Source organism: Sinobaca sp. TMA16-18 (genome assembly GCF_059510535.1).
This window is the reverse complement of record NZ_JCAKFM010000010.1, coordinates 33244-55178: the sequence shown is the minus strand read 5'-3', so window position 1 is coordinate 55178 and position 21935 is coordinate 33244. Positions and strand designations below refer to the sequence as shown.

At 45.0% G+C, this 21935-nt stretch carries 23 protein-coding genes and 3 tRNA genes; 25 read left to right on the top strand and 1 reads right to left on the bottom strand.

The features are described 5' to 3' along the window. Positions 1-51: 51 nt before the first annotated feature. From rsmG to AC5W14_RS15135, 4 genes are all read left to right on the top strand, one after another. A complete protein-coding gene (gene rsmG / locus AC5W14_RS15150) occupies positions 52-771 on the top strand; it encodes a 16S rRNA (guanine(527)-N(7))-methyltransferase RsmG (protein ID WP_496058179.1) in 720 nt (239 codons plus the stop codon). Between the two features lie 232 nt (positions 772-1003). Next, a complete protein-coding gene (locus AC5W14_RS15145) occupies positions 1004-1765 on the top strand; it encodes a ParA family protein (RefSeq protein ID WP_496058178.1) in 762 nt (253 codons plus the stop codon). Beyond that, positions 1758-2609 (top strand): ParB/RepB/Spo0J family partition protein, encoded by an 852-nt coding sequence (locus AC5W14_RS15140; protein ID WP_496058177.1) that lies wholly within the window; start codon positions 1758-1760, stop codon positions 2607-2609. The genes AC5W14_RS15145 and AC5W14_RS15140 overlap by 8 nt, the downstream gene beginning before the upstream one ends. A 58-nt stretch (positions 2610-2667) precedes the next feature. Then, positions 2668-3372, top strand: a complete 705-nt coding sequence (locus tag AC5W14_RS15135) for a DUF554 domain-containing protein (RefSeq protein WP_496058176.1) — start codon at positions 2668-2670, stop codon at positions 3370-3372. 32 nt (positions 3373-3404) lie between these two features. On the opposite strand, the gene yyaC is transcribed toward AC5W14_RS15135, so the two are convergent. After that, positions 3405-4052 (bottom strand): spore protease YyaC, encoded by a 648-nt coding sequence (gene yyaC, locus AC5W14_RS15130; protein ID WP_496194936.1) that lies wholly within the window; start codon positions 4050-4052, stop codon positions 3405-3407. 161 nt (positions 4053-4213) lie between these two features. Between yyaC and AC5W14_RS15125 the strand changes: the two genes are divergently transcribed. From AC5W14_RS15125 to rlmH, 21 genes are all read left to right on the top strand, one after another. Further along, positions 4214-4420: a DUF951 domain-containing protein gene (locus AC5W14_RS15125; protein WP_496058174.1), complete on the top strand. Its 207-nt coding sequence runs from the start codon at positions 4214-4216 to the stop codon at positions 4418-4420. Between the two features lie 93 nt (positions 4421-4513). Then, a complete protein-coding gene (gene ychF, locus AC5W14_RS15120) occupies positions 4514-5614 on the top strand; it encodes a redox-regulated ATPase YchF (RefSeq protein WP_496058173.1) in 1101 nt (366 codons plus the stop codon). A gap of 136 nt (positions 5615-5750) precedes the next feature. Then, complete coding sequence (rpsF, locus tag AC5W14_RS15115) at positions 5751-6038, top strand: 30S ribosomal protein S6 (protein WP_496058172.1); 288 nt, start codon at positions 5751-5753, stop codon at positions 6036-6038. A gap of 24 nt (positions 6039-6062) precedes the next feature. Further along, the gene (gene ssb, locus AC5W14_RS15110; RefSeq protein ID WP_496058171.1) at positions 6063-6551 is read left to right on the top strand and encodes a single-stranded DNA-binding protein; all 489 of its coding nucleotides are present in this window, start codon (positions 6063-6065) and stop codon (positions 6549-6551) included. Between the two features lie 58 nt (positions 6552-6609). Then, positions 6610-6837 carry a 30S ribosomal protein S18 gene (gene rpsR, locus AC5W14_RS15105; protein ID WP_211327008.1) on the top strand — a complete coding sequence of 76 codons (228 nt, stop codon included), beginning with the start codon at positions 6610-6612 and terminating at the stop codon, positions 6835-6837. A gap of 241 nt (positions 6838-7078) precedes the next feature. After that, entirely contained in the window at positions 7079-8026 is a 948-nt protein-coding gene (locus tag AC5W14_RS15100; protein ID WP_496194935.1) for a YybS family protein, read from the top strand. 11 nt (positions 8027-8037) lie between these two features. Then, positions 8038-10008 (top strand): DHH family phosphoesterase, encoded by a 1971-nt coding sequence (locus tag AC5W14_RS15095; RefSeq protein ID WP_496058169.1) that lies wholly within the window; start codon positions 8038-8040, stop codon positions 10006-10008. Beyond that, on the top strand, positions 10005-10448 hold the full coding sequence (gene rplI / locus AC5W14_RS15090) for a 50S ribosomal protein L9 (protein ID WP_496058168.1): 444 nt from the start codon (positions 10005-10007) through the stop codon (positions 10446-10448). Before AC5W14_RS15095 ends, rplI begins: the two co-directional genes overlap by 4 nt. Before the next feature lie 83 nt (positions 10449-10531). Beyond that, positions 10532-11896 carry a replicative DNA helicase gene (gene dnaB / locus AC5W14_RS15085; RefSeq protein WP_496058167.1) on the top strand — a complete coding sequence of 455 codons (1365 nt, stop codon included), beginning with the start codon at positions 10532-10534 and terminating at the stop codon, positions 11894-11896. Between the two features lie 169 nt (positions 11897-12065). Continuing rightward, positions 12066-13355 carry an adenylosuccinate synthase gene (locus AC5W14_RS15080; protein WP_496058166.1) on the top strand — a complete coding sequence of 430 codons (1290 nt, stop codon included), beginning with the start codon at positions 12066-12068 and terminating at the stop codon, positions 13353-13355. Positions 13356-13527: 172 nt separating this feature from the next. After that, positions 13528-13603, top strand: a tRNA-Lys gene (locus AC5W14_RS15075). Between the two features lie 24 nt (positions 13604-13627). Next, positions 13628-13702: transfer RNA gene (locus tag AC5W14_RS15070), tRNA-Glu, on the top strand. 44 nt (positions 13703-13746) lie between these two features. Next, positions 13747-13822 (top strand) — tRNA-Phe (locus AC5W14_RS15065). A 280-nt stretch (positions 13823-14102) separates the two neighbouring features. Continuing rightward, positions 14103-14810 (top strand): response regulator YycF, encoded by a 708-nt coding sequence (gene yycF / locus AC5W14_RS15060; protein ID WP_252313757.1) that lies wholly within the window; start codon positions 14103-14105, stop codon positions 14808-14810. Positions 14811-14812: 2 nt separating this feature from the next. Then, positions 14813-16636, top strand: a complete 1824-nt coding sequence (gene walK, locus AC5W14_RS15055) for a cell wall metabolism sensor histidine kinase WalK (protein ID WP_496058165.1) — start codon at positions 14813-14815, stop codon at positions 16634-16636. Further along, positions 16633-17970 (top strand): YycH family regulatory protein, encoded by a 1338-nt coding sequence (locus AC5W14_RS15050; RefSeq protein ID WP_496194934.1) that lies wholly within the window; start codon positions 16633-16635, stop codon positions 17968-17970. Before walK ends, AC5W14_RS15050 begins: the two co-directional genes overlap by 4 nt. A 1-nt stretch (position 17971) precedes the next feature. Then, positions 17972-18877 (top strand): two-component system regulatory protein YycI, encoded by a 906-nt coding sequence (locus AC5W14_RS15045; RefSeq protein WP_496194933.1) that lies wholly within the window; start codon positions 17972-17974, stop codon positions 18875-18877. 8 nt (positions 18878-18885) lie between these two features. Then, positions 18886-19680: an MBL fold metallo-hydrolase gene (locus AC5W14_RS15040; protein ID WP_496194932.1), complete on the top strand. Its 795-nt coding sequence runs from the start codon at positions 18886-18888 to the stop codon at positions 19678-19680. A gap of 106 nt (positions 19681-19786) precedes the next feature. Beyond that, positions 19787-21010: a S1C family serine protease gene (locus tag AC5W14_RS15035; protein ID WP_496058161.1), complete on the top strand. Its 1224-nt coding sequence runs from the start codon at positions 19787-19789 to the stop codon at positions 21008-21010. A 211-nt stretch (positions 21011-21221) separates the two neighbouring features. After that, positions 21222-21377 carry a CxxH/CxxC protein gene (locus AC5W14_RS15030; RefSeq protein WP_496058160.1) on the top strand — a complete coding sequence of 52 codons (156 nt, stop codon included), beginning with the start codon at positions 21222-21224 and terminating at the stop codon, positions 21375-21377. Between the two features lie 62 nt (positions 21378-21439). After that, positions 21440-21919 carry a 23S rRNA (pseudouridine(1915)-N(3))-methyltransferase RlmH gene (rlmH, locus tag AC5W14_RS15025; RefSeq protein WP_496058159.1) on the top strand — a complete coding sequence of 160 codons (480 nt, stop codon included), beginning with the start codon at positions 21440-21442 and terminating at the stop codon, positions 21917-21919. Positions 21920-21935 lie beyond the last annotated feature (16 nt).

Sequence of the window (21935 nt, the reverse complement as noted above, 5' to 3'; positions counted from 1 at the left end):
CCTTACGGACGCTCTTTTTTTTGCTATGTAAACAGACAGAGGAGGAGAACGATGAGCAAAGCACAATTTCCAGAGTGGGCAGCGGCCGAAGGCATCACCTTATCCGCCCATCAGCTCAAGCAGTTCGAAGAGTATTACACGCTGCTTGTAGAATGGAATAAAAAAATGAACTTAACAGGTATTACAGAAGAAGATGAAGTATATGAAAAACACTTTTTTGATTCTATTACTGCAGTAAAAGCATTTCCGACCACAGATCGGCCGCAGAAAGCTATTGATATCGGGGCAGGAGCGGGTTTTCCAAGTATTCCCTTGAAAATATGTTTCCCTCATATTGAAATGACGATCGCGGACTCGTTAAAAAAGCGGATCACGTTTTTAAAAGAGGTAGCAGGGGTCCTAGGTTTAAACGATATTCACTTTGTTCATGAGCGTGCAGAGCAGCTTGCGCGAATGAAAGAACACCGGGAAGCCTACGACATTGTCGTTGCAAGAGCAGTCGCCCGGATGCCGGTCCTCGCAGAGCTGTGCCTGCCTTTTACAAAAATTGGCGGTACATTTATTGCAATGAAAGGATCTACAGGGCTGGAGGAGAAAGCTGAAGCGGAAAAAGCCTGCAGCCTGCTCGGTGGAGTGTGGAAGAACGAATATTCGTTTACACTCCCGGTAGAAAACAGCCAACGCTGCATTTTGCAGGTTGTGAAAGAGAAAAAAACACCAAAAGCTTACCCCCGTAAGGCGGGGACACCTTCTAAAGAGCCGATTGTTTAAATACTGCAAGGCAGCCTGGTACGTTAATCAGGCTGTTTTTTTATGCGTTGATTGAAAAATGAGGAAAAAGACCAACAAAAGGAGAACTGTTGCGAATTTTTTCACAAAACATGATAGAATAAAAAAAGAAAGAAAATCCGCTTAAATACAGTTTTTACTAACACTATTCGGATAATGCATCCAGGCTTTACATATAATAAATGAAGCAGCAGGAGAGAAAGTAGGTGTAACGATGGCCAAAGTAGTAGCCATTGCTAATCAAAAAGGCGGCGTTGGGAAAACGACAACAGCAGTAAATATCAGCGCCTGCATTGCATATCTTGGAAAAAAAGTACTTCTTGTTGATATGGATCCTCAAGGAAATGCGACGAGCGGAGCCGGCATCGAAAAAGGCGAAGTGGATAAATGTATTTACAACCTTTTGGTGGATGATGTTGAGATTAAAGACATTATCCGGCCCGGAAGCGTGGACAGCTTGGATGTTGTTCCTGCTACTATCCAGCTTTCCGGCGCTGAGATCGAGCTTGTTTCTACTATTTCCAGGGAAGTTCGTTTAAAGAACGCCCTCCGGGACGTTATTAAAGATTATGATTATATCATTATTGATTGTCCGCCTTCTCTCGGGTTGTTAACGATAAATGCGCTAACAGCCTCTGATTCGGTCCTTATTCCAGTACAGTGTGAATACTACGCATTAGAAGGGTTAAGTCAGCTGTTGAATACGGTCAGGCTCGTGCAGAAGCATTTAAATCACGATCTCGCGATTGAAGGTGTTCTTTTGACTATGCTTGATGCCCGTACAAACCTTGGACTTCAGGTCATTGAAGAAGTTAAAAAGTATTTTCGGGAAAAAGTGTATAAAACAATTATTCCAAGAAATGTCCGGCTGAGCGAAGCACCAAGCCATGGCCTTCCGATTATCAGCTATGACGCCAGATCAAAAGGGGCCGAAGTTTACTTAGATTTAGCAAAGGAAGTGGTCGCGAGTGGCTAAAGGACTAGGCAGAGGACTGAATGCTTTTTTCCCAGAGGAAAAAACAGCGAAAACAGAAGCAGTGCAGGACATTGATGTAAACCAGCTCCGTCCGAACCCTTACCAGCCCCGGCAGGTTTTCGACAAGGAAGCTCTCCGGGAGCTGAGCGAATCGATTTCAGCACAGGGAGTCGTTCAGCCCCTTATTGTTAGAAAAAGTATTAAAGGCTACGATATTGTAGCCGGGGAAAGACGCCTCCGGGCTTCCAAAATAGCCGGTCTTCAAACCGTGCCGGCAATTGTAAAGCAGCTGACAGATGAACAGATGATGGAGATCGCCCTGATTGAAAACCTGCAGAGGGAAAATCTAAATGCGCTGGAAGAAGCCAAAGCGTATGAAAAGCTGATGGACCACCTGTCGTTTACTCAAGACGAGCTGGCAAAGCGGGTCGGTAAAAGCCGTCCGCACATTACAAATTATTTGAGGCTTCTGCAGCTTCCTAAAAGCGTCCAGCAGATGGTGGAAAAAAAAGAATTGACGATGGGCCACGCCAGAGCGCTTCTTGGTATTAAAGAAAAGAAAACGATTGAACAGCTGGCCCGTGATATTGTGAAGAACCAGTGGAACGTACGGAAGACGGAAGAAATAATAAAGGCCATGCACGAAAAAAAGGAGGATGTTTCACGTGAAACATCAAAGCCTTCGCCTTCTATTTTTATCCGTTCGACGGAGAACAGCCTTAAATCTTACTTTGGTACGAAGGTGGCAATCAAGCAGGGAAAGAAAAAAGGGAAAATTGAAATTGACTTTTTCTCGGAGGAAGATTTAAAGCGGATTATTGAGCTTTTAGATAAAGATGAATAACCCCCGGTTCGGGGGTTTTATTTTGTTAAGATAAAGAAAGAGTAGAAGGTGAGAGGGCATGGTGTTATTAGGCACGCTGGTGAATGGGGCAGCGATCATTGTTGGGTCTTTGTTGGGACTGGTCTTTCATAATATTCCGGAACGATACAAAACGACTATAATGCAGGCCCTGGCCCTGGCAGTTATGCTTTTAGGCATACAAATGGGGCTGGCAAGCGAACAGTTCTTAATAGTTATCGGAAGTCTTGTAATTGGTGGCTGGATAGGAGAACGAATTCAGCTGGAAGATAAGTTAAACAGGCTGGGGAAATGGATTGAAAAGCGCAGTGGTGGCAGAGGAAGCGAAGGGGCAGTAGCTAAAGCGTTTGTTACAGCGACCCTTGTATATGTAGTTGGGGCAATGGCTGTACTGGGAGCACTGGACAGCGGGTTAAGGCTCGATCATAACGTCCTTTACACTAAGTCGATGCTGGACGGTTTTACAGCGGTGTTGTTTACGGCCACCCTCGGTTTTGGTGTTGCGTTCTCCTTTATACCAGTGGTATTGTATCAAGGCAGTATTGCGCTGCTGGCAGGGCAGATTGATCAGTTCGTGCCGGTGGAACTAAGAGAAATGTTTATTACAGAAATGACAGGTACAGGCGGAATTATGATTCTGGGGATTGGTCTTAAACTGGCAGGGATTCTTGATATCCGGGTGGCGAACCTGCTTCCGGCTATACCGGTTGTAGCAGTCATTGTAACGGGGATCTATCTGCTGTAGCGTATGTAAGCCGATTTTCTCGGCTTTAAAGGTCAGGCTTCGTGTTTGACGGCTTTTCCCGCCATTGGAATTGGACGGTCCTGGCAGGCTTTTTCGATTAATTTTTTTCCCTGCAGGCGTCTGTCGGCAAGGACAAAACTTTCGGACAGGCTTTCAGCCATCTCCATAACAACATGGAGACGGGTATTCTGGAGCACGAAAAACTCCATCATTCCACCCACGTTGACAATTCCTGTAATATGAACCCGGCCAACGGGAGGCAGGTCCTTTTTCATTGCAGCTCCGGGATAAACAGGTCCGTCTTCGAAGTGTAAAGACCCGACGTTCTTAACGCGGCCAAGGCAGGCATCTACGGCAATAATATATGGAGATGTATAACGCATCTGAATGTCAGCTAATGTTTCTTCCAAATTAACAGCATGCACCGGAGATGCAAGTGTGCCGTAAACCTGAAAATTATCAAGTTTGTTTTTGGTGAGCAGGGTGCCGGTAAGCGGTCCTAAGGAATCGCCGGTAGAACGGTCGGTGCCGATGCATACAATGACTATTTCAGAAGTTTCCGGGACAGTTGATAAGACATCTGTTAAAGTATTAGAAAGAATCGCCGGTGTCTGTTCGGACGCGGTATCCAAGTATAAAGAATCAGGTGGATGACCCGGGCGGCTTTGTTTCCTAAACATGCAGCTCTCCTCCTTAAATGACGCATTTGGTTATAAATGACATATTACTTCTATATACCCGCTTTTTTACGCTTTAATTTAAAAAAGCAGCCGGGTTCTAAAAATAAATCTTTATACCCTTTAAAATGGAAAAAAAAGGATAAAAAGACTGGAGGCAGAAAATGGCACTTGACTCGTACCAGATGCATGACGTTGTTCAAATGAAAAAAGCTCACCCTTGTGGAGAAAACAGCTGGGAAATTATCAGACTTGGGGCAGACATCCGTATTAAATGTCAGGGGTGCGGGCACAGTGTCATGCTTCCGAGAAGAGAATTTCAGAAAAAATTGAAAAAAGTAACCGGAAATACAAAAGAAGACCCAAAATAACGTTTCTTCCTTGTGTTTCCTGAAACGCCTTTCTATACTATAGAAAGAAAAGGGCTGAAATCAGCCGATGATTATAAAAAAGGACGTGAAAAGATGGCTTTAACAACTGGTATTGTAGGTCTTCCTAACGTAGGGAAGTCTACTCTTTTTAATGCAATCACACAGGCTGGAGCAGAAGCAGCCAATTATCCATTCTGCACGATTGATCCGAACGTTGGTATCGTAGAGGTACCGGACGAGCGTCTGCAGAAATTAACAGCTCTCGTTAAACCGAAAAAAACAATTCCGACGGCATTTGAATTTACCGACATTGCAGGCATTGTAGAAGGAGCAAGCAAAGGCGAAGGCCTGGGGAATAAATTTTTGACGCATATCCGCCAGGTGGATGCCATTTCTCATGTCGTACGCTGCTTTGATGACGGAGATGTGACGCATGTGTCCGGCAGCGTGGATCCAATCCGGGATATCGAAGTCATTAATCTTGAGCTTATTTTAGCTGACATGGAATCAATCGAAAAGCGGGAAGCTAAAGTAGCCAAACTGGCCAAATCAAGAGATAAAGACGCGGTGGCAGAGCATGCTGTGCTTAAAAAGCTGCTTGCTGTTTTTGAAGAAGAAAAGCCGGCACGCGCCCTTGATTTGACAGATGAAGAACGGAAAATGGTCAATGGCTTTCAGCTTCTTACTATGAAGCCTATTTTATACGTAGCCAATGTAAGTGAAGAAGACCTGGTGAGCGGCGAAGATAACGAAATGGTGAAAAAAGTTAAAGCATTTGCCGATGGCGAAAACTCAGAGGTAATTACAGTCTGCGCCAAAATTGAAGCAGAGATTGCTGAACTCGATCCGGAGGAAAAGCAGGAGTTTCTACAGGATCTGGGCATTGAAGAATCTGGCTTGGACCAGCTGATCCGCGCAGCCTATGTGCTTCTGGGACTGCAGACATACTTCACAGCCGGCGAGCAGGAAGTACGCGCTTGGACAATTACAGGCGGTACGAAAGCACCGCAGGCGGCCGGAGTGATTCATACGGACTTTGAGCGCGGCTTTATCCGTGCAGAAACCGTCAGCTACGAGGATCTGACGACCACAGGATCGATGAACGCGGCCAAAGAGGCAGGCAAGGTCCGTTTAGAAGGAAAAGAATATATCGTTAAAGACGGCGACGTTATTCATTTCCGCTTTAATGTGTAGAAAATCACCTTCACGTATTGCTATAGAGTAGTTTCTATGCTAAAATTATACATTGTGAGTAAAATCGTTTTATTAAATTTTGCTCCTTGCTCTTTTCAAAGAAAAAGAGCCTTAGACCAAAAGGAGGTGACGCAATATGCGTAGGTACGAAGTACTTTACATTATTGCTCCAAACGTAGATGAGGATGGCGTGAAACAAACAGTTGAACGTTATAACGAAATTCTAACGAAAAACGGAGCAGAGATCGAAAAAGTAGATCAAATGGGAAAACGCCGTCTAGCTTATGAAATCAATGATTTCACTGATGGACATTATGTCGTGATTTACACGCAGGCTAATTCCGAAGCTACTAGTGAATTCGATCGTCTTGTTAAAATAGATGATAACGTAATCCGCCATCTTATCGTAAGAAATGAAGGCTAAGATCTAAAATGGGGAGGGGCACTTATGATAAATCGTGTAGTTCTAGTTGGACGATTAACTCGTGATCCTGAATTACGATACACCCCTAATGGTGTAGCTGTGGCAAATTTCGGCATTGCAGTAAACCGCCCGTTTACGAATCAGCAGGGAGAACGCGAAGCGGACTTTCTTAACTGTGTAACGTGGAGAAAGCAGGCCGAAAATGTAGCAAACTTCCTCAAAAAAGGAAGTCTTGCCGGTGTTGATGGACGTCTTCAGAGCCGCAGCTATGACAACCAGGACGGTAAACGTGTATATGTTGTAGAAGTACAGGCCGAAAGCGTTCAATTTCTTGAACCTAAAAATGCAGGCGGCGGTTCCCAAAGCCAGGGCAGCTATGGCGGAGGAAGCAGCAGCGGCCAGCAGGGCTATGGCCAGCAGAATCAAAATAAAGGTTCGTCTAATTTAAATGATGATCCATTTTCAAATGATGGCCAGCCTATCGATATTTCAGATGATGATTTACCATTCTAATCCCCTTCTCCTGAAATAAAATGTGAGATACGTAAAAAAACAAAGGAGGATGAAAAACATGGGTAAACGCAGAGGTAAGCGCCGGAAAGTTTGTTACTTCACGGTGAACAAGATCGAAAAGATCGATTATAAGGATGTAAACCTTCTTAATAAGTTCATTAGTGAGCGTGGAAAGATTCTTCCACGTCGTGTAACAGGAACTTCCGCAAGATATCAGCGTATGCTGACTAGAGCGATTAAACGCTCCCGTCACGTAGCATTGATTCCATATGTAAGAGAGCAATAGAGCACGAAAATAATTAGAGCTTTTCTCCGGGGGACTTTCAGCCGGGGAGAAGCTCTTTTATACTTTTTAAAGACTTTCAGTTTCCTGCCCGCCCTGCAGAGAAGCAAAGAGGAAATCTGTAATCAGACCGGATTCCGGCTCGCTTGCGCATTTATTATTACATAAGCTACAATGAAGCAATGCCTTTCTTACAGGCAGCTTTTTTGAGCGTGTGACCAGCTTTTTTATACCAACAGATGGGGTGAACGGATTGCAGCGGACGAGAAGCTTAACGGAGGGTGCGATACTGAGCGGATTATTTATTATACTAATGCTGCTTACTATATTTGTCCCTCCTCTTGTTTATATTTTATTATGGTTTTTGCCATTGCCTTTTCTGATTTATACGGCACGCTACGGTCTTCGAAGCGCGCTCGTAATGTTTATTGTGTTATTTCTGCTGTCCTTATTTATCGGCGGCCTGACAGGGGTTCCTTTTGTATTAATGTTCGGCCTTGGCGGTATTACCGTAGGCGAAATGATCCGCAGAAAAAAAGAACCTTTGTTTGTTTTAGTAGGGGGATCACTCGCATACGTAACAAGCCTTATGGTAATCTATGCGGTAACGATTCTTGTTTTTAACATTAATCCCGTAGAAACACTTCAAAATGTGATGAGGGATTCAGCTGTGCAGGCAGAATCCATGCTGAACTCGATTGGCCAGGACGGATCGGACAGCGTAGAGGCAATGGGTGAAGTAGTCATTCAAATTGGCTATATGATTCCTGTCATTATGGTAAGTGCCGGTGCCGGATTCGCTGTTATTACCCAGGCGATTGCCCATTACTTTTTAAAAAGACTATCGATACCGTATGAGCCTTTCCCCCCTTTTCGGGAGTGGAATTTTCCGAAGTCGCTGCTGTGGTTTTATCTGGCGGCAATTGTGCTTACATTGATTGGAGCAGAAGAAGGCACCACTCCTTATCTGCTCATCTGGAATGTGTACTGGTTCCTTGGAAACATTATGATTATTCAAGGATGTACAGTAGTCTTTTACTACTGTTACAAGAAATCACTGCCAAAAGCTATTCCCATTATTTTCGTTATTTCCTTAGTGATTTTACCAATTATTCCACTCTTCGCGCGAATCTTGGGTATAATTGATTTAGGCTTTCGTTTGAAAGAACGACTGGAAACTGACAAGAAGTAGGGGTTGACATTATGCCTAAGTTCTTATTAAGACGCTGGCACGGCTTGCACGTTGTTGCTCTATTTATCCTTGCCTCTTTCTTCATCGGAGCACTGATGATTTACCGCTGGGAATTAGGCCTGGCCGGATTTATTCTTTTAGGCGTGATGGTTTTTTATGTCGTTCAGGCCAGAGCATCTTTTGAACGGGACCTTGAACGCTATATAGCCACTTTATCCCACCGTGTTAACAAAGCCGGCGAAGAAGCTGTAACAGAGCTTCCAATTGGTATCTTGTTGTATGGAAAAGAATATGAAATTGACTGGGTGAATCCATTTGTTCATGAACTGCTGTCCGGCCATTTTTTAGGAAAAGGACTGGATGAAGTTTCTTCAGATCTTATTCCGGCCATAAAAAAAGGAGAAGAAGAAGTACAGATCAGCTTAAATGATAATTACTACACCGTGTATATACGTCACGAAGACAAGCTGCTGTACTTTTTCAATATGACGGAAACAGCGGAAACGAACAGATTGTATGAAGAAGAACAATCTGTAGTTGGTCTGATATACTTGGATAACTATGATGAAGTAACCCAGGGGATGGATGACCAGCTGCGAAGCAGGTTGAAAAGCCACGTAACTTCTGCGCTGAATCACTGGGCCAGCGACTATGATATTTTGCTTCGGAGCATTGCTTCGGACCGCTTTATAGCATTTATGGACCAGAAAGCGCTCAAAGAAGTAGAGAAAACGAAGTTTGTGCTTCTCGACGAAGTACGGGAAGTAACAGGAAAAGAAAAGGTGCCGATTACGCTTAGTATCGGTATCGGCACAAAGGAATCCTCTTTACGGGAGCTTGGAACCCTGGCCCAGTCCAGCCTGGATCTGGCACTCGGACGGGGCGGCGATCAGGTGACTATTAAAGAAAAAAACGGAAAAGTCCGCTTCTACGGAGGCAAATCCAACGCTATGGAAAAGCGGACCCGTGTCCGTGCCCGCGTCATTTCCCACGCCCTGCGGGACTTTGTACTGGAAAGTGACCAAGTCGTTGTGATGGGTCATAAGAATCCTGATATGGATGCCATTGGAGCGGCGATAGGCGTTTTAAAAATTGCAGAAGTGAATAATACAGATGCCTACGTTGTGGTGGATCCAAACGAAATTAACCCGGATGTTCAGAAGCTGATGGAAGAAATAGAAGCACATGAATATCTTTGGTCCCATTTCATTACACCGGAAGAAGCGATGGATGAACTGACGAGGCATACGCTTCTTGTAGTGGTGGATACACACAAACCTTCTCTGGTTATTGAGCCAAAGCTTGTGGATGCGGTAGACCGCATTGTTATACTGGACCATCACCGCCGCGGAGAGGAAATTATTAAAGACCCTGTGCTCGTGTATATGGAACCATATGCGTCTTCAACTGCAGAGCTTGTGACAGAGCTTCTGGAGTACCAGCCGCAGAAGCTGAAGATGGATGTGCTCGAAACGACAGCGCTGCTGGCGGGAATGATTGTGGACACAAAAAGCTTTGCTATTCGAACCGGTTCCCGTACGTTTGATGCCGCCTCTTTTTTAAAGTCACACGGGGCGGACACCACACTTGTCCAAAAGCTTCTTAAAGAGGATATTGAGCAGTACGTTAAACGCTCGCATTTAATTGAAAAAGCAACCATCTATAAAAAAGGCCTGGCTATTGCTAAAGCATCTGAAGGAGAAACGTATGACCAGATTCTTATCGCTCAGGCGGCAGACACGCTGCTGACTATGAATGACGTGAAAGCCTCGTTTGTTATTTCCAAGAGGTCCGACGATAAGGTCAGCATCAGCGCGCGCTCCTTAGGTGAAGTTAATGTCCAGCTTATTATGGAAACGCTGAACGGGGGCGGCCACTTAACGAATGCGGCAGCCCAGTTGAAAGAAACAACGCTTGAAGAAGCGGAAAAACAGCTGAAATCAGCGATTGATGAATATTTGCAGGGAGGTTCTTCTGAATGAAAGTAATATTGAATGAAGACGTGAAAGGAAAAGGAAAAAAAGGGGATGTAGCCAACGTATCGGAAGGTTACGCCCGCAACTACCTTTTTCCAAATAAGCTTGCTGTAGAAGCAAACGCAGGCAACATGAAAAATCTGCAGGCAAAACAGCAGAGCGATGACAAAAAGTCAGAGCAGGTGCTTGAAGAAGCAAAAGCCTTTAAAGAAAAGATCGAAAGCAAGAAAATCGATATTAAAGCAAAATCGGGAGAAGGCGGTAAGTTGTTTGGTGCTGTTTCTTCTAAACAGATTGTGCAGCGCCTGAAAGAAATGGATTTAAAGGTCGACAAGAAAAAAATCGAGCTCGATGAACCGATCCGTACACTCGGTGTGACGAAAGTGCCGGTGAAAGTCCACCCGAAAGTAACAGCTACTATGAATGTGCACGTAGTCGAAGAATAACAACCCGGCCCTCTCTCTTGCAGAGGGGGTTCTTTAATGGGTGTACATAATAGCATCATAGAAAGAAAGGCAGGACGACCAGGATGAGTGATATGTATACAGATCGAATGCCTCCCCAGAACATTGAGGCCGAACAGGCTGTCCTTGGAGCTATATTTTTAGAAAGCGAAGCATTGATTACGTCTTCCGAACGATTGGCTCCCGAAGATTTCTATAGAGCCTCCCATCAGCGGATTTATCAGGTGATGCTCGAACTTGGGGAAAAAGGAAGCCCGGTCGATCTTGTTACCGTCACCTCCTCTCTGCAGAACTACCAGTGGCTCGAGGAAGTGGGCGGGATCTCGTATTTAACCGACCTGGCCAATTCCGTTCCAACGGCTGCAAATGTAGATTTCTACAGCAAGAGCGTCCAGGAAAAGTCTTTGATGAGAAGGCTGATTCGAACGGCCACCGATATCGCCACGGACGGGTACAGCAGTGAATCCGAAGTAGAAGATATTTTAAATGAAGCCGAGCGCAGTATTCTCGAAGTTGCTAATCAACGGAGCTCCAAGGCATTTGTTTCTATAAAAGACGTACTGATTGAGACATATGACAACATTGAAACCCTTCAAAACAGGGAAAGCGACGTTACGGGTATTTCGAGCGGGTTTATGGAGCTCGACCGGATGACTGCAGGATTCCAGCGAAATGACCTGATTATTGTAGCGGCCCGTCCCTCTATGGGTAAAACCGCCTTTGCCCTGAATATTGCCCAGAACGTGGCTACGAAAACAGAAGAGAACGTCGCGATTTTCAGCCTGGAGATGGGAGCCAGCCAGCTTGTGCAGCGGATGCTGTGTGCAGAAGGCAATATTGACGCCTCGCGGATGCGGACTGGTGCGCTTCAGGAAGAAGACTGGGAAAAACTGACGATGGCGATGGGAAGCCTTTCCAATGCCGGTATTTACATTGATGATTCGCCCGGCATCCGCGTTAGCGATATTCGTGCTAAATGCCGGAGGCTTCAGCAGGAAAGAGGGCTGGGGATGATTTTAATAGACTATATGCAGCTTATCCAGGGTTCCTCCGCACGAGGAGGTGAAAGCCGCCAGCAGGAAGTGTCAGAAATTTCCCGGAGCCTGAAAAGCCTGGCCCGTGAACTGAACGTACCGGTTATTGCCCTGTCCCAGCTCTCCCGCGGAGTGGAATCCAGACAAGACAAACGTCCGATGATGTCCGACTTGCGAGAATCCGGGAGTATTGAGCAGGATGCCGACATCGTATCTTTTCTTTACAGAGAAGACTACTATGACCAGGAAGGCGAAAACCAGAACATTATTGAAATTATTATAGCGAAGCAGAGAAACGGCCCGGTCGGCACAGTAGAGCTGGCTTTTATTAAAGAATATAATAAATTCGTTAATTTAGACCGCCGTCACGACGAAGGAAGCGCTCCGCCTATGTAGGAGCGTTTTTTTGTGACATTATTACGAACAAAAATAACACTCTATAATTAGAATGTTCGTGTTTATTGACTTTCCCCCGGCTAGTTGATACACTATGTAAGGGTTTTTTGAACACGTTTTACATACCAATTTATAAATAGATCGTTTAAATATTCTGGAGGTGGGAGTCATGTCATCCATCGTTATTGTAGGTACACAATGGGGAGATGAAGGTAAGGGTAAAATTACCGATTATTTATCAGAGAACGCCGAAGTAGTAGCCCGTTATCAAGGGGGAAACAATGCCGGCCACACAATCGTGTTCGGGGGAGATACGTATAAGCTTCATTTGATCCCGTCTGGTATTTTCTACAGCGATAAAATCTGTGTGATTGGAAACGGAATGGTTATTGATCCAAAGGCTTTGGTGGAAGAACTTAAATATCTGCATGACCGCAATGTAGATACTAGCAATCTGCGGATCAGCAACCGTGCCCACGTTATTCTTCCTTATCATATCAAACTTGATATTGTAGAAGAAGAGAGCAAAGGCAGCAATCAGATCGGTACGACGAGAAAAGGTATCGGCCCTGCTTATATGGATAAAGCAGCACGTACAGGTATCCGGATTGCCGATTTACTGGATAAAGAGGAATTTCGTGAAAAGCTGGACCGCAATTTAAAAGAGAAAAACCGTCTGTTGGAAAAAATTTACGAAACAGAAGGATTCGAGCTTGAAGAAGTGCTTGAAGAGTATTACGAGTACGGCCAGCTTGTATCGAAATACGTCGATGATACGTCCGTTGTGTTAAATGACGCAATTGATCAGGGCCGCCGCGTGCTATTTGAAGGCGCACAGGGCGTTATGCTTGATATCGATCAGGGTACGTATCCATTTGTTACATCTTCCAATCCTATTGCAGGAGGCGTTACGATCGGCTCTGGTGTAGGTCCTTCAAAAATTCACCATGTGGTGGGTGTATCGAAGGCGTACACGACAAGAGTCGGCGACGGCCCTTTTCCAACCGAGCTGTTGGATGAAACCGGTGATAAGATCAGACAGGTGGGCAATGAATATGGAACAACGACCGGACGTCCGCGCCGTGTCGGCTGGTTCGACAGCGTAGTCGTCAGACACGCCCGCCGGGTAAGCGGCATTACCGATCTTTCTATTAACTCCATCGATGTATTAACCGGCATTGAAACGCTTCGTATCTGCACGGCTTACAAATACCGTGGAGAAGTAATGGAGCATTTCCCGGCCAGTCTAAAAGTGCTTGCAGAATGCGAGCCTGTTTTTGAAGAGCTGCCGGGCTGGACAGAGGATATAACAGGAGTTAAATCATTAGATGATCTTCCTGTTAACGCCCGTCATTATTTAGAAAGAATTTCCCAGCTTACTAATATACCATTAAGCATTTTTTCCGTAGGTCCGGACCGTGATCAGACGAACATGATCCGCGGCGTTTGGGGCGTATAATATCAAAAAAAGCTGCATGTTCTCTTCGGAGAGGTGCAGCTTTTTTACGTTTAAAAAAGTCCCAACATCCGGCATATACAGGCTTCATTATTTTCTTAAAAAAATAGCTTGAAAATCAATTTACGGCGTGGTACTATTAATGATGTTGCTGAGAAAAGCAATAAACATACAAGAGCCATTAGCTCAGTTGGTAGAGCATCTGACTTTTAATCAGAGGGTCGGAGGTTCGAATCCTCCATGGCTCACCATTTCTTCTCTGTATGAACTGCAGCGGCCCGTTGGTCAAGTGGTTAAGACACCGCCCTTTCACGGCGGTATCACGGGTTCGAATCCCGTACGGGTCACCATTTATATAAATAGAAGCATAGTACTTACAAAACAAAATGATTACGGCTCGATAGCTCAGTCGGTAGAGCAGTGGACTGAAAATCCACGTGTCGGCGGTTCGATTCCGTCTCGAGCCACCACTTAGAAAAAACCAAAAGCCTTGGATAGGATATCCAGGCTTTTTTTGTACTTTCATCATGTACGAACACCCAGCCATATGGATGAAATAAGAAAAAGGTATGTAGAGCGCACGTCTGCTGCGGCCTCTCTTTCAGGAAAACATCATTGGGCGAAGAGTTTTTACAGCTGTGTTACAATAGTAGTAACACGTTTGTGTATTTTTACGGAAAAAACAGTCTAAAGACATGTGTACGAAAAAATAATGAATGCAGAAAATAAGAAACGGAAGTGAGCAAATATATGGACGAAAAGGTTCTTGTCGTAGATGATGAACAGCCCATTGCAGATATACTGGAATTTAATTTAAAGAAAGAAGGGTTCCAGGTAGAGTGTGCCTATGATGGGAATGAAGCTCTTGAAAAAGTGAATGCCTTTAATCCGGATATAGTTCTGCTTGATATTATGCTTCCTTTTAAGGATGGCATGGAAGTGTGCCGGGAAATCCGCAAAACCTATGACATGCCGATTATTATGCTTACAGCAAAAGATTCGGAGATCGATAAGGTGCTTGGCCTGGAACTCGGAGCAGATGACTACGTTACCAAGCCGTTCAGCAACCGCGAAGTTATTGCACGTGTGAAGGCCAATCTCCGCCGCCAGCAGGTAGCTCCGGAAGAAGGCTCCACAAAGCAGAAAGAAATTATCATTGGAGACCTGACAGTAGATCCGGATGCGTACCAAGTGTTAAAGCGCGGGGATCCTGTTGATTTAACGCATCGGGAGTTTGAACTCGTGCACTATCTGGCCCGCCATATCGGTCAGGTGATGACAAGAGAACATCTGCTACAGGCAGTGTGGGGGTATGACTACTTTGGTGACGTTAGAACGGTAGACGTTACGGTGCGGCGCCTCCGCGAAAAAGTCGAGGACAACCCAAGCTATCCACTATGGATTGTAACAAGAAGAGGAGTCGGCTATTACCTTAAGTATCCGGACCAGGAGAAGTAGCGATGAAGTTTTTCAACTTTTTCAAATCCATCCATTTGAAGCTGATCGCTATTTTTATGCTGCTCATTTTTATTGCGATGCAGGTTATCGGGGTGTATTTTACCCGGGAGCTGGAAGCCCAGCTCGAGAGCAATCATTACGATATGCTCGAAGAGCGGGCGGATCTGCTTGAATACAACGTACGTCAGGAAATGACCCGGGACCGGGATGAAGAAGAAGATCCTCTGCAAGAAGACATAGAAAGCCTGCTTCAGGAATTCTTCTCCATTGAAAACTCGCAGGTTCAGGTTATCGGACCCAATCAGGTTGTGCTGGGCACCTCTAACTGGAACAATGATTATATTGTCGGCCAGCAGAGTACAGAAGTACGAGTGAAGCGGGCGCTGTTAGGTACGCCTGACTCTACAGAAGTGAGAAACCCGGATGGAGACCGGCTGCGTGTCATGGCTATCCCTGTCGAGGCAGATGGAGTCGTTCAAGGAGCTATATACATTGAAGCAAACATGAATGAAATCTATGATGAAGTGGATGAAATCAACCAGATACTCTTTACGGGAACGATCATTGCGCTTATTATTACCGCTATTTTAGGTATCCTGCTTTCCCAGACGATTACGAGGCCGATCGTAGATATGAAAAAGCAGGCAAGAGTAATGGGAGAAGGCGATTTTTCCCGGCAGGTAAAAGTATACGGCAACGATGAAATCGGTCAGCTTGCCCAATCCTTCAATAATTTGACCCTCCGGCTGAAAGAATCGCAGTCCACTACGGAAGGCGAGCGGAAAAAGCTGAGTTCTGTTCTTGCCCATATGACCGACGGCGTTATCGCTACCGATGAGCTTGGCCGGATTATCCTTATGAACAACCGCGCTGAGCAGCTGCTGAACCTCGATCAAAAAGACATTATCGGTTCTTCGCTTCCGGAAATTCTTCACTTATCGGAAACGATTACGCCAAGTGATTTGTATGATTACTCTGATTCTATTCTGCTGGATTTCAGCGATGAGGAAAATGACTTTCTAATGGAAGCCAATTTTTCTGTTATCCGAAATGAAGATGGCCCTGTGAATGGTTTAATTACGGTGCTTCATGATGTAACAGAGCAGGAGAAAATCGAAAACGAACGACGGGAATTTGTGGCTAACGTCTCCCATGAACTGCGGACGCCTCTGACGACCCTGAAAAGTTATATGGAAGCTCTGGAGGACGGGGCGATGCAGGATGAAAAGCTGGGACCGCGTTTTCTAAAAGTAACCCAGAACGAAACAGAGCGGATGATACGCCTTGTTAATGATCTGCTCCAGCTTTCCAAAATGGACAGCGATGACCTGAGAATGAATGCAGAAACCGTAGACTTAGGAGAAGTCATGCACCAAATTGCAGACCGCTTTGAGATGATAAACAAAGACAAGAATATTTATTTTGACCGCCAGTTTCCTTCGTACCCTATTTACGTGGATATGGACCGCGACAAAATGATTCAGGTGTTTGATAATATTATCTCCAACGCTGTGAAATACTCTCCGGACGGGGGTACGATAACGTTGCAAATGATACCTAAATCCCGGGATGTGGAAATTGAAATCATTGACCAGGGATTAGGCATTCCAAAAGAAAGCCAAAACAAAATTTTCGACCGTTTCTACCGGGTGGATAAAGCGCGAGCAAGAAACCTCGGTGGAACGGGACTCGGCCTGGCGATTGCCAAAGAGCTGGTCCATTCCCACGGCGGGTATATCGATGTGCAGAGCGTTTGGAAGAAAGGTACGACGATTGCTGTTACGCTTCCGTATTCCTCTTATAAAAAAGCAGGTGGGGATGAATGATAGAACGGATGAAATCATGGACCCTGTCCCTGCTCGTTGTATTAAGCGTTGTTCTGACCTATCAGGTATGGACCTTTCAGCCGGAATACGCAGCGCTTGAAGATACGACGTATGTAGAAAGCGAGCCTGTAGGAGAAACCCGTTCGTTGGCAGATGCGGTCTGGCCGGAGCAGATTGTGCTTCACCAGGACGAAGAGATGGCAGCCATAGAAAACAACGACGAAGCCTTTACGGAATTTTATGAAACCCTGCAGGAATCACGAATTGAAAATCTCGTTAACCTGACCAGTTCTGAAGAGGCAGGTACCGAAGTGAACGAAATTATTGAAAACAGCGGCGGGGAAATGGCAGAAATTATTTTCCCGACTCCCATTGCCGGGGAGCTGATTGAAGAGCTGTTTGAATTAGAAGAGGACACGCCTTATTCTTCGATTGAGACGCTTGATCGGATGTACCTGGTCGATGACGGCCCGGATGCCGACGGTTTAAAAATTCTTCTCGTCTCCTACGAGGATGGTGGAAGCGTGTTTGAAGGCCGGACAACGTTCAGCCTTTCTGAGTTCCGCAGCGAATATGTAAATAACCTGGAAGCTTTTCCTTCCGTATTCGCTTTAGAAACGCCGGAACAGTCCGGCATTGAACGAAACATCTATCTGCCGGAAGAAACAGCTACGTATTCCACGGTCTCCTACACTACTTCAGAAATTGCGACCGATAACTTTCTGCAGCTGCTGTTTAATGAGCCGAATTATGTAGAACAGTACCAGGAAGATAACGGCGGGCTTTCTTATACAGACGGAAGCAGGATGGTTAATATAGCCTCAGACGGTGATTCTTTTAACTATGTGAATCCAATATATGGAGACAGCGCAGAAAGCAATCAGGGAAATGTTATTACCTCTTCCTTTGATTTCGTGAATTCCCAGGGTGGATGGACAGATGAGTACACCTTGTACGATATTGACAGCTCTGCTACTCAGGAAGAAGCAACCTACCGGATGATCGTCCAGGGAGTGCCGGTGTATGATACCGGAGAACCCCAGACCTCCATTACAGCCGTAAAAACAGGCGGGCAGATTTCAAACTACTCGAGGCCATTGTTTGAGCTTGATGCCAATCCGATTGATATTGAAGAAAACATCACGTTGGAATCAGGCCGTGACATTGTAGATCAGATGCAGGGGCAGTTTGATATGGAAGATGTGCAGAATGTCCGTATCGGCTACAGTGTCAGCAAAGATAATGAAGTAGTGAACTTTGATCCTTCCTGGTTTATTAAGTACGGTGGTGAATGGTATCCTTTTGACGCGGCAGTAGAGGAGGAGGAAGAGTAAGATGGACTGGAGCCGAACCAAAACCATTTTTATTGTAACGTTCCTGCTGCTTAACTCTTTTCTCGTCTACCAGCTGATGGAAAAAAGGGCAGGCAGCCAGCTGAATGTGCGGGCGGAAGCCACCATTGAAGAACGAATGAGTGAAATGAATATTACAGTAACCGAAGATCTCCCTGAAGATGTGGAGGAAATCAGCCATATTGTCGGTCAGGTCGTTGATATGGAAGAAGAAGTCAGCGGCATTGTCGGGGAGGAAAATGTAGAAGAGAACGAGGAAAATGACTTAGTTGAAGTTTCGCTGGAAGAGCCGTATGATACACCAGAAGGTCCTTATGACAGCGAAGCAGCACGGGAAGCTTTTAATGAAAGTGTTATTAACTTTGTGGAAAACAACGTGTACGAAGGAGAAGAATACGTTTACGGAGAATGGGATGACGAAAACCGGGAAATGCATTTTTATCAGACGTTTGAAGATGCTCCTATCTACACGAGTGAAGAAAATCAGCTGGTGCTGAGGTTCGATGAAGATTCACAGATTATCGGGTACTCACAGATTTTTCTTGAACTGCAGGAGCAGGATGATAAAAAAGATATGTTCCTTCCCTATCTTGCGATCGAAAGGCTTCTAAATGAAAATTTAATCACCTTCAATGACAGTGTGACAGAAGTTGAAATCGGTTATTTTAATTTCTTTTCTCCTATCGGCAACAGCCGGGTATTTTCTCCGATGTACCAGATCACCATCAATGACGATGAAGAATATCTGGTGAACGCGATTGACGGCGCGATTCAGGAAATGACAGAAGTCGAAAGCGCTACTGATGAAGAAATAGAGGAAACGGACAACCCGGAGGAAGGGGCCTCTCAGGACCCTCCGGAACAAGCTGAAGAACAGCAATCGGAGTGAAGAGTAAGATGGGATTAACCTTTAGTGTACTAGCAAGCGGATCGTCCGGAAACGCCATGTATATAGAAACACCGAAGAATAAACTGTTGATTGATGCAGGCCTGAGTGGAAAAAAACTCGAACAGCTGTTAATGAAAGCAGCGTGTGATCCTTCCGAACTGGACGGCATTCTGGTCACTCACGAACACAGTGATCATATAAAAGGTCTGGGCGTGATGGCGAGGCGTTATAAACTTCCTATCTATGCCAATGAAAAAACCTGGGCTGCTATGGAGCCTTTAGTAGGAACAATTGCAGCAGACCAGAAATTTCATTTTTCCCAGAGCTCGACTCAAATCTTTTCTGATTTGGATATTCAATCGTTTCCTGTTTCCCACGATGCGGCAGACCCGATGTTTTTTGCTTTTCATCATGAAGGTAAAAAACTGGTGTTGGCAACGGACATGGGCTATGTGAGTGACATCGTAAAAGGAGTTATTCACAATGCAGATATGATGGTATTTGAATCAAATCACGACATGAATATGCTGCGGATGGGACGGTACCCCTGGAGCGTCAAACGAAGAATTCTTGGGGATTCCGGCCATGTGTCCAACGAAGACGCAGCGTATGCCCTGTGTGATGTTATTGGAGAGCGCACGAAGCGCATTTATCTGGCACATTTGAGTAAAGATAACAACATGAAAGAATTAGCAAGGATGACAGCCGAACAGATTTTAAAAGAAAAAGGACATGGAGTTGGAGAAAGCATTCATCTCTTTGACACTGATCCTGTCACCCCTACGTCCATCGTTACTTTATAATTGCCCCCTAGGTCTTTTCTATAGACGCAGGGGGTATTTTTTTCATAAAATAGACGTAAGTCTAATGAACGTGACATTTTTCTGTCGAAGGGGGATGGGTGTATAGATGGGATACTATAACGATGAGGATTATAACAATTTTGGCAGGCGCAGGAACCGTCGGCGCGGTGGAGGTTCCGCTTTTTTTGGAGCCGTATTCGGCGCGGGAGTAATGTTGGCTGCCGGGCCTTTTATTTATCAGTCGGACGTTTATCCGGATTTCGGCAGTGAAAACGGAGAAAACAGCGCTGAAACAGAATCGCTCTTCTCCGGAGACGAGCAGAATGTGAATGTTTCGGTAAATTCCGATATAACGGAAGCTGTAAACCGGGTCTCGGATTCCGTAGTCGGCGTGTTTAATGTGCAGGAGAATCCTTCCGGCTTTTTTGAAGAAGGAGAGAGTGCTGATCAAGGTGTCGGGTCCGGAGTAATTTATAAAATAGAAGGAGAAACCGCCTATGTTGTAACCAATCATCATGTTATTGACGGAGCATCGAGTGTGGAAATCAGTCTGGCGGATGAGTCGAGAATCTCGGCAGAGGTGGTAGGATCGGATATATTGACGGATTTAGCCGTACTTGAAATGGATGCTTCCGACATTGAAACAGCAGCAGAGCTTGGCAATTCCGACAATCTGCAGGTAGGTGAACCGGCACTTGCGATTGGGAATCCGCTTGGTGCTGATTTATCCGGATCAGTAACTCAGGGAATTATCAGCGCCACAGAGCGCAGCATCCCAGTAGATTTGTCAGGAGACGGGCAGCCGGACTGGGAGGCAGAAGTACTCCAGACAGATGCGGCGATCAACCCGGGGAACAGTGGAGGCGCCTTAGTAAACATCGGAGGCCAGGTCATCGGTATTAATTCGATGAAAATAGCAGAAGGTGCAGTGGAAGGGATTGGATTTGCGATTCCAACTGCAATAGCCATTCCGGTCATCAATGACCTGGAAACGAACGGAGAAGTTGTGCGCCCGCAGATTGGCATCGGTATTCGTTCTCTTGCTGAGTATCCGAATACGGAAATACAGAACACGCTGAATCTTCCTGAGGGCGTAGACACCGGTGTGGTAGTCACTCAGATCTCCAACGGCTCCCCTGCTGAAGAGGCAGACCTGGCGGAGAATGATGTAATCACAGAAGTGAATGGGGATACGGTAGCGAATACGCATGATTTAAGACGGTATTTGTACACAGAGTCCGGTATTGGAGAAACCGTGACGCTTACGTATTATAGAGACGGGTCACGGGAAACCGCAGAAGTAACACTGGCAGAAGAACAGCCATTTTAAATAGAAAGAAACAAAAGACTCTCTGATGGTATAATGATCAGGGAGTTTTTTTATTGGATGAATGTTCACATGTGGATAACTTGCTGCCGCGATTATAAGAAATAAACGAATATGGTCTTATTTTTATAATTGTTTTAATAAAATGGTGTGGATAAATAGTTTTTTATAGAAATGATATGATGATGACAAAGAAGAAAAAGAAGGTGAAATAATGATATTCTGCTGCGAAACCCATACAGACAGGGCGCTTGACGATGCTATTGAAGAAACCGGAACGTTTCCAGTATTCAGTGTTGTAATGGGAGAAGAGTTATCCACAGTGTGTAATTTTTGTGGAGAAACCGCTGTGTATAAAATCGAAGAATAGGAAAACGAAGCCTGTGTATATGTGGATAGAATTGTGGATAATGTATTGGGGAGGAAAAAATAATGAATATTACTATTATTGCAGTTGGAAAATTAAAAGAAAAATATTTAAAAGAAGCCATAGCAGAATACGAAAAACGGATGAGAGCATTTGCAAAACTGCAGATAATCGAAGTAAATGATGAGAAAACCCCAGACACAGCCAGTGAAAAAGAAAAATTACAAATTATCGAAAAAGAAGAAAGTAAAATAATGGATAAAATTACAAAAGATACTTATGTTGTTCTGCTCGAGGTAAAAGGACGGATGCTGTCTTCCGAAAAGCTTGCAGCGACAATTCAGGATCTCGGCACTTATGGGAAGAGCCATCTTACCTTTGTTATCGGCGGTTCTTTGGGAACTGGAGACATTCTAAAAAAACGTGCGGATTTAACGTGGTCTTTTTCTGATTTAACCTTTCCCCACCAATTAATGCGGGTTATGCTGCTGGAGCAGATTTACCGCGCTTTTCAAATCAATCAGGGAAGTCCGTATCATAAATAAGGCTCTGCGATTGATT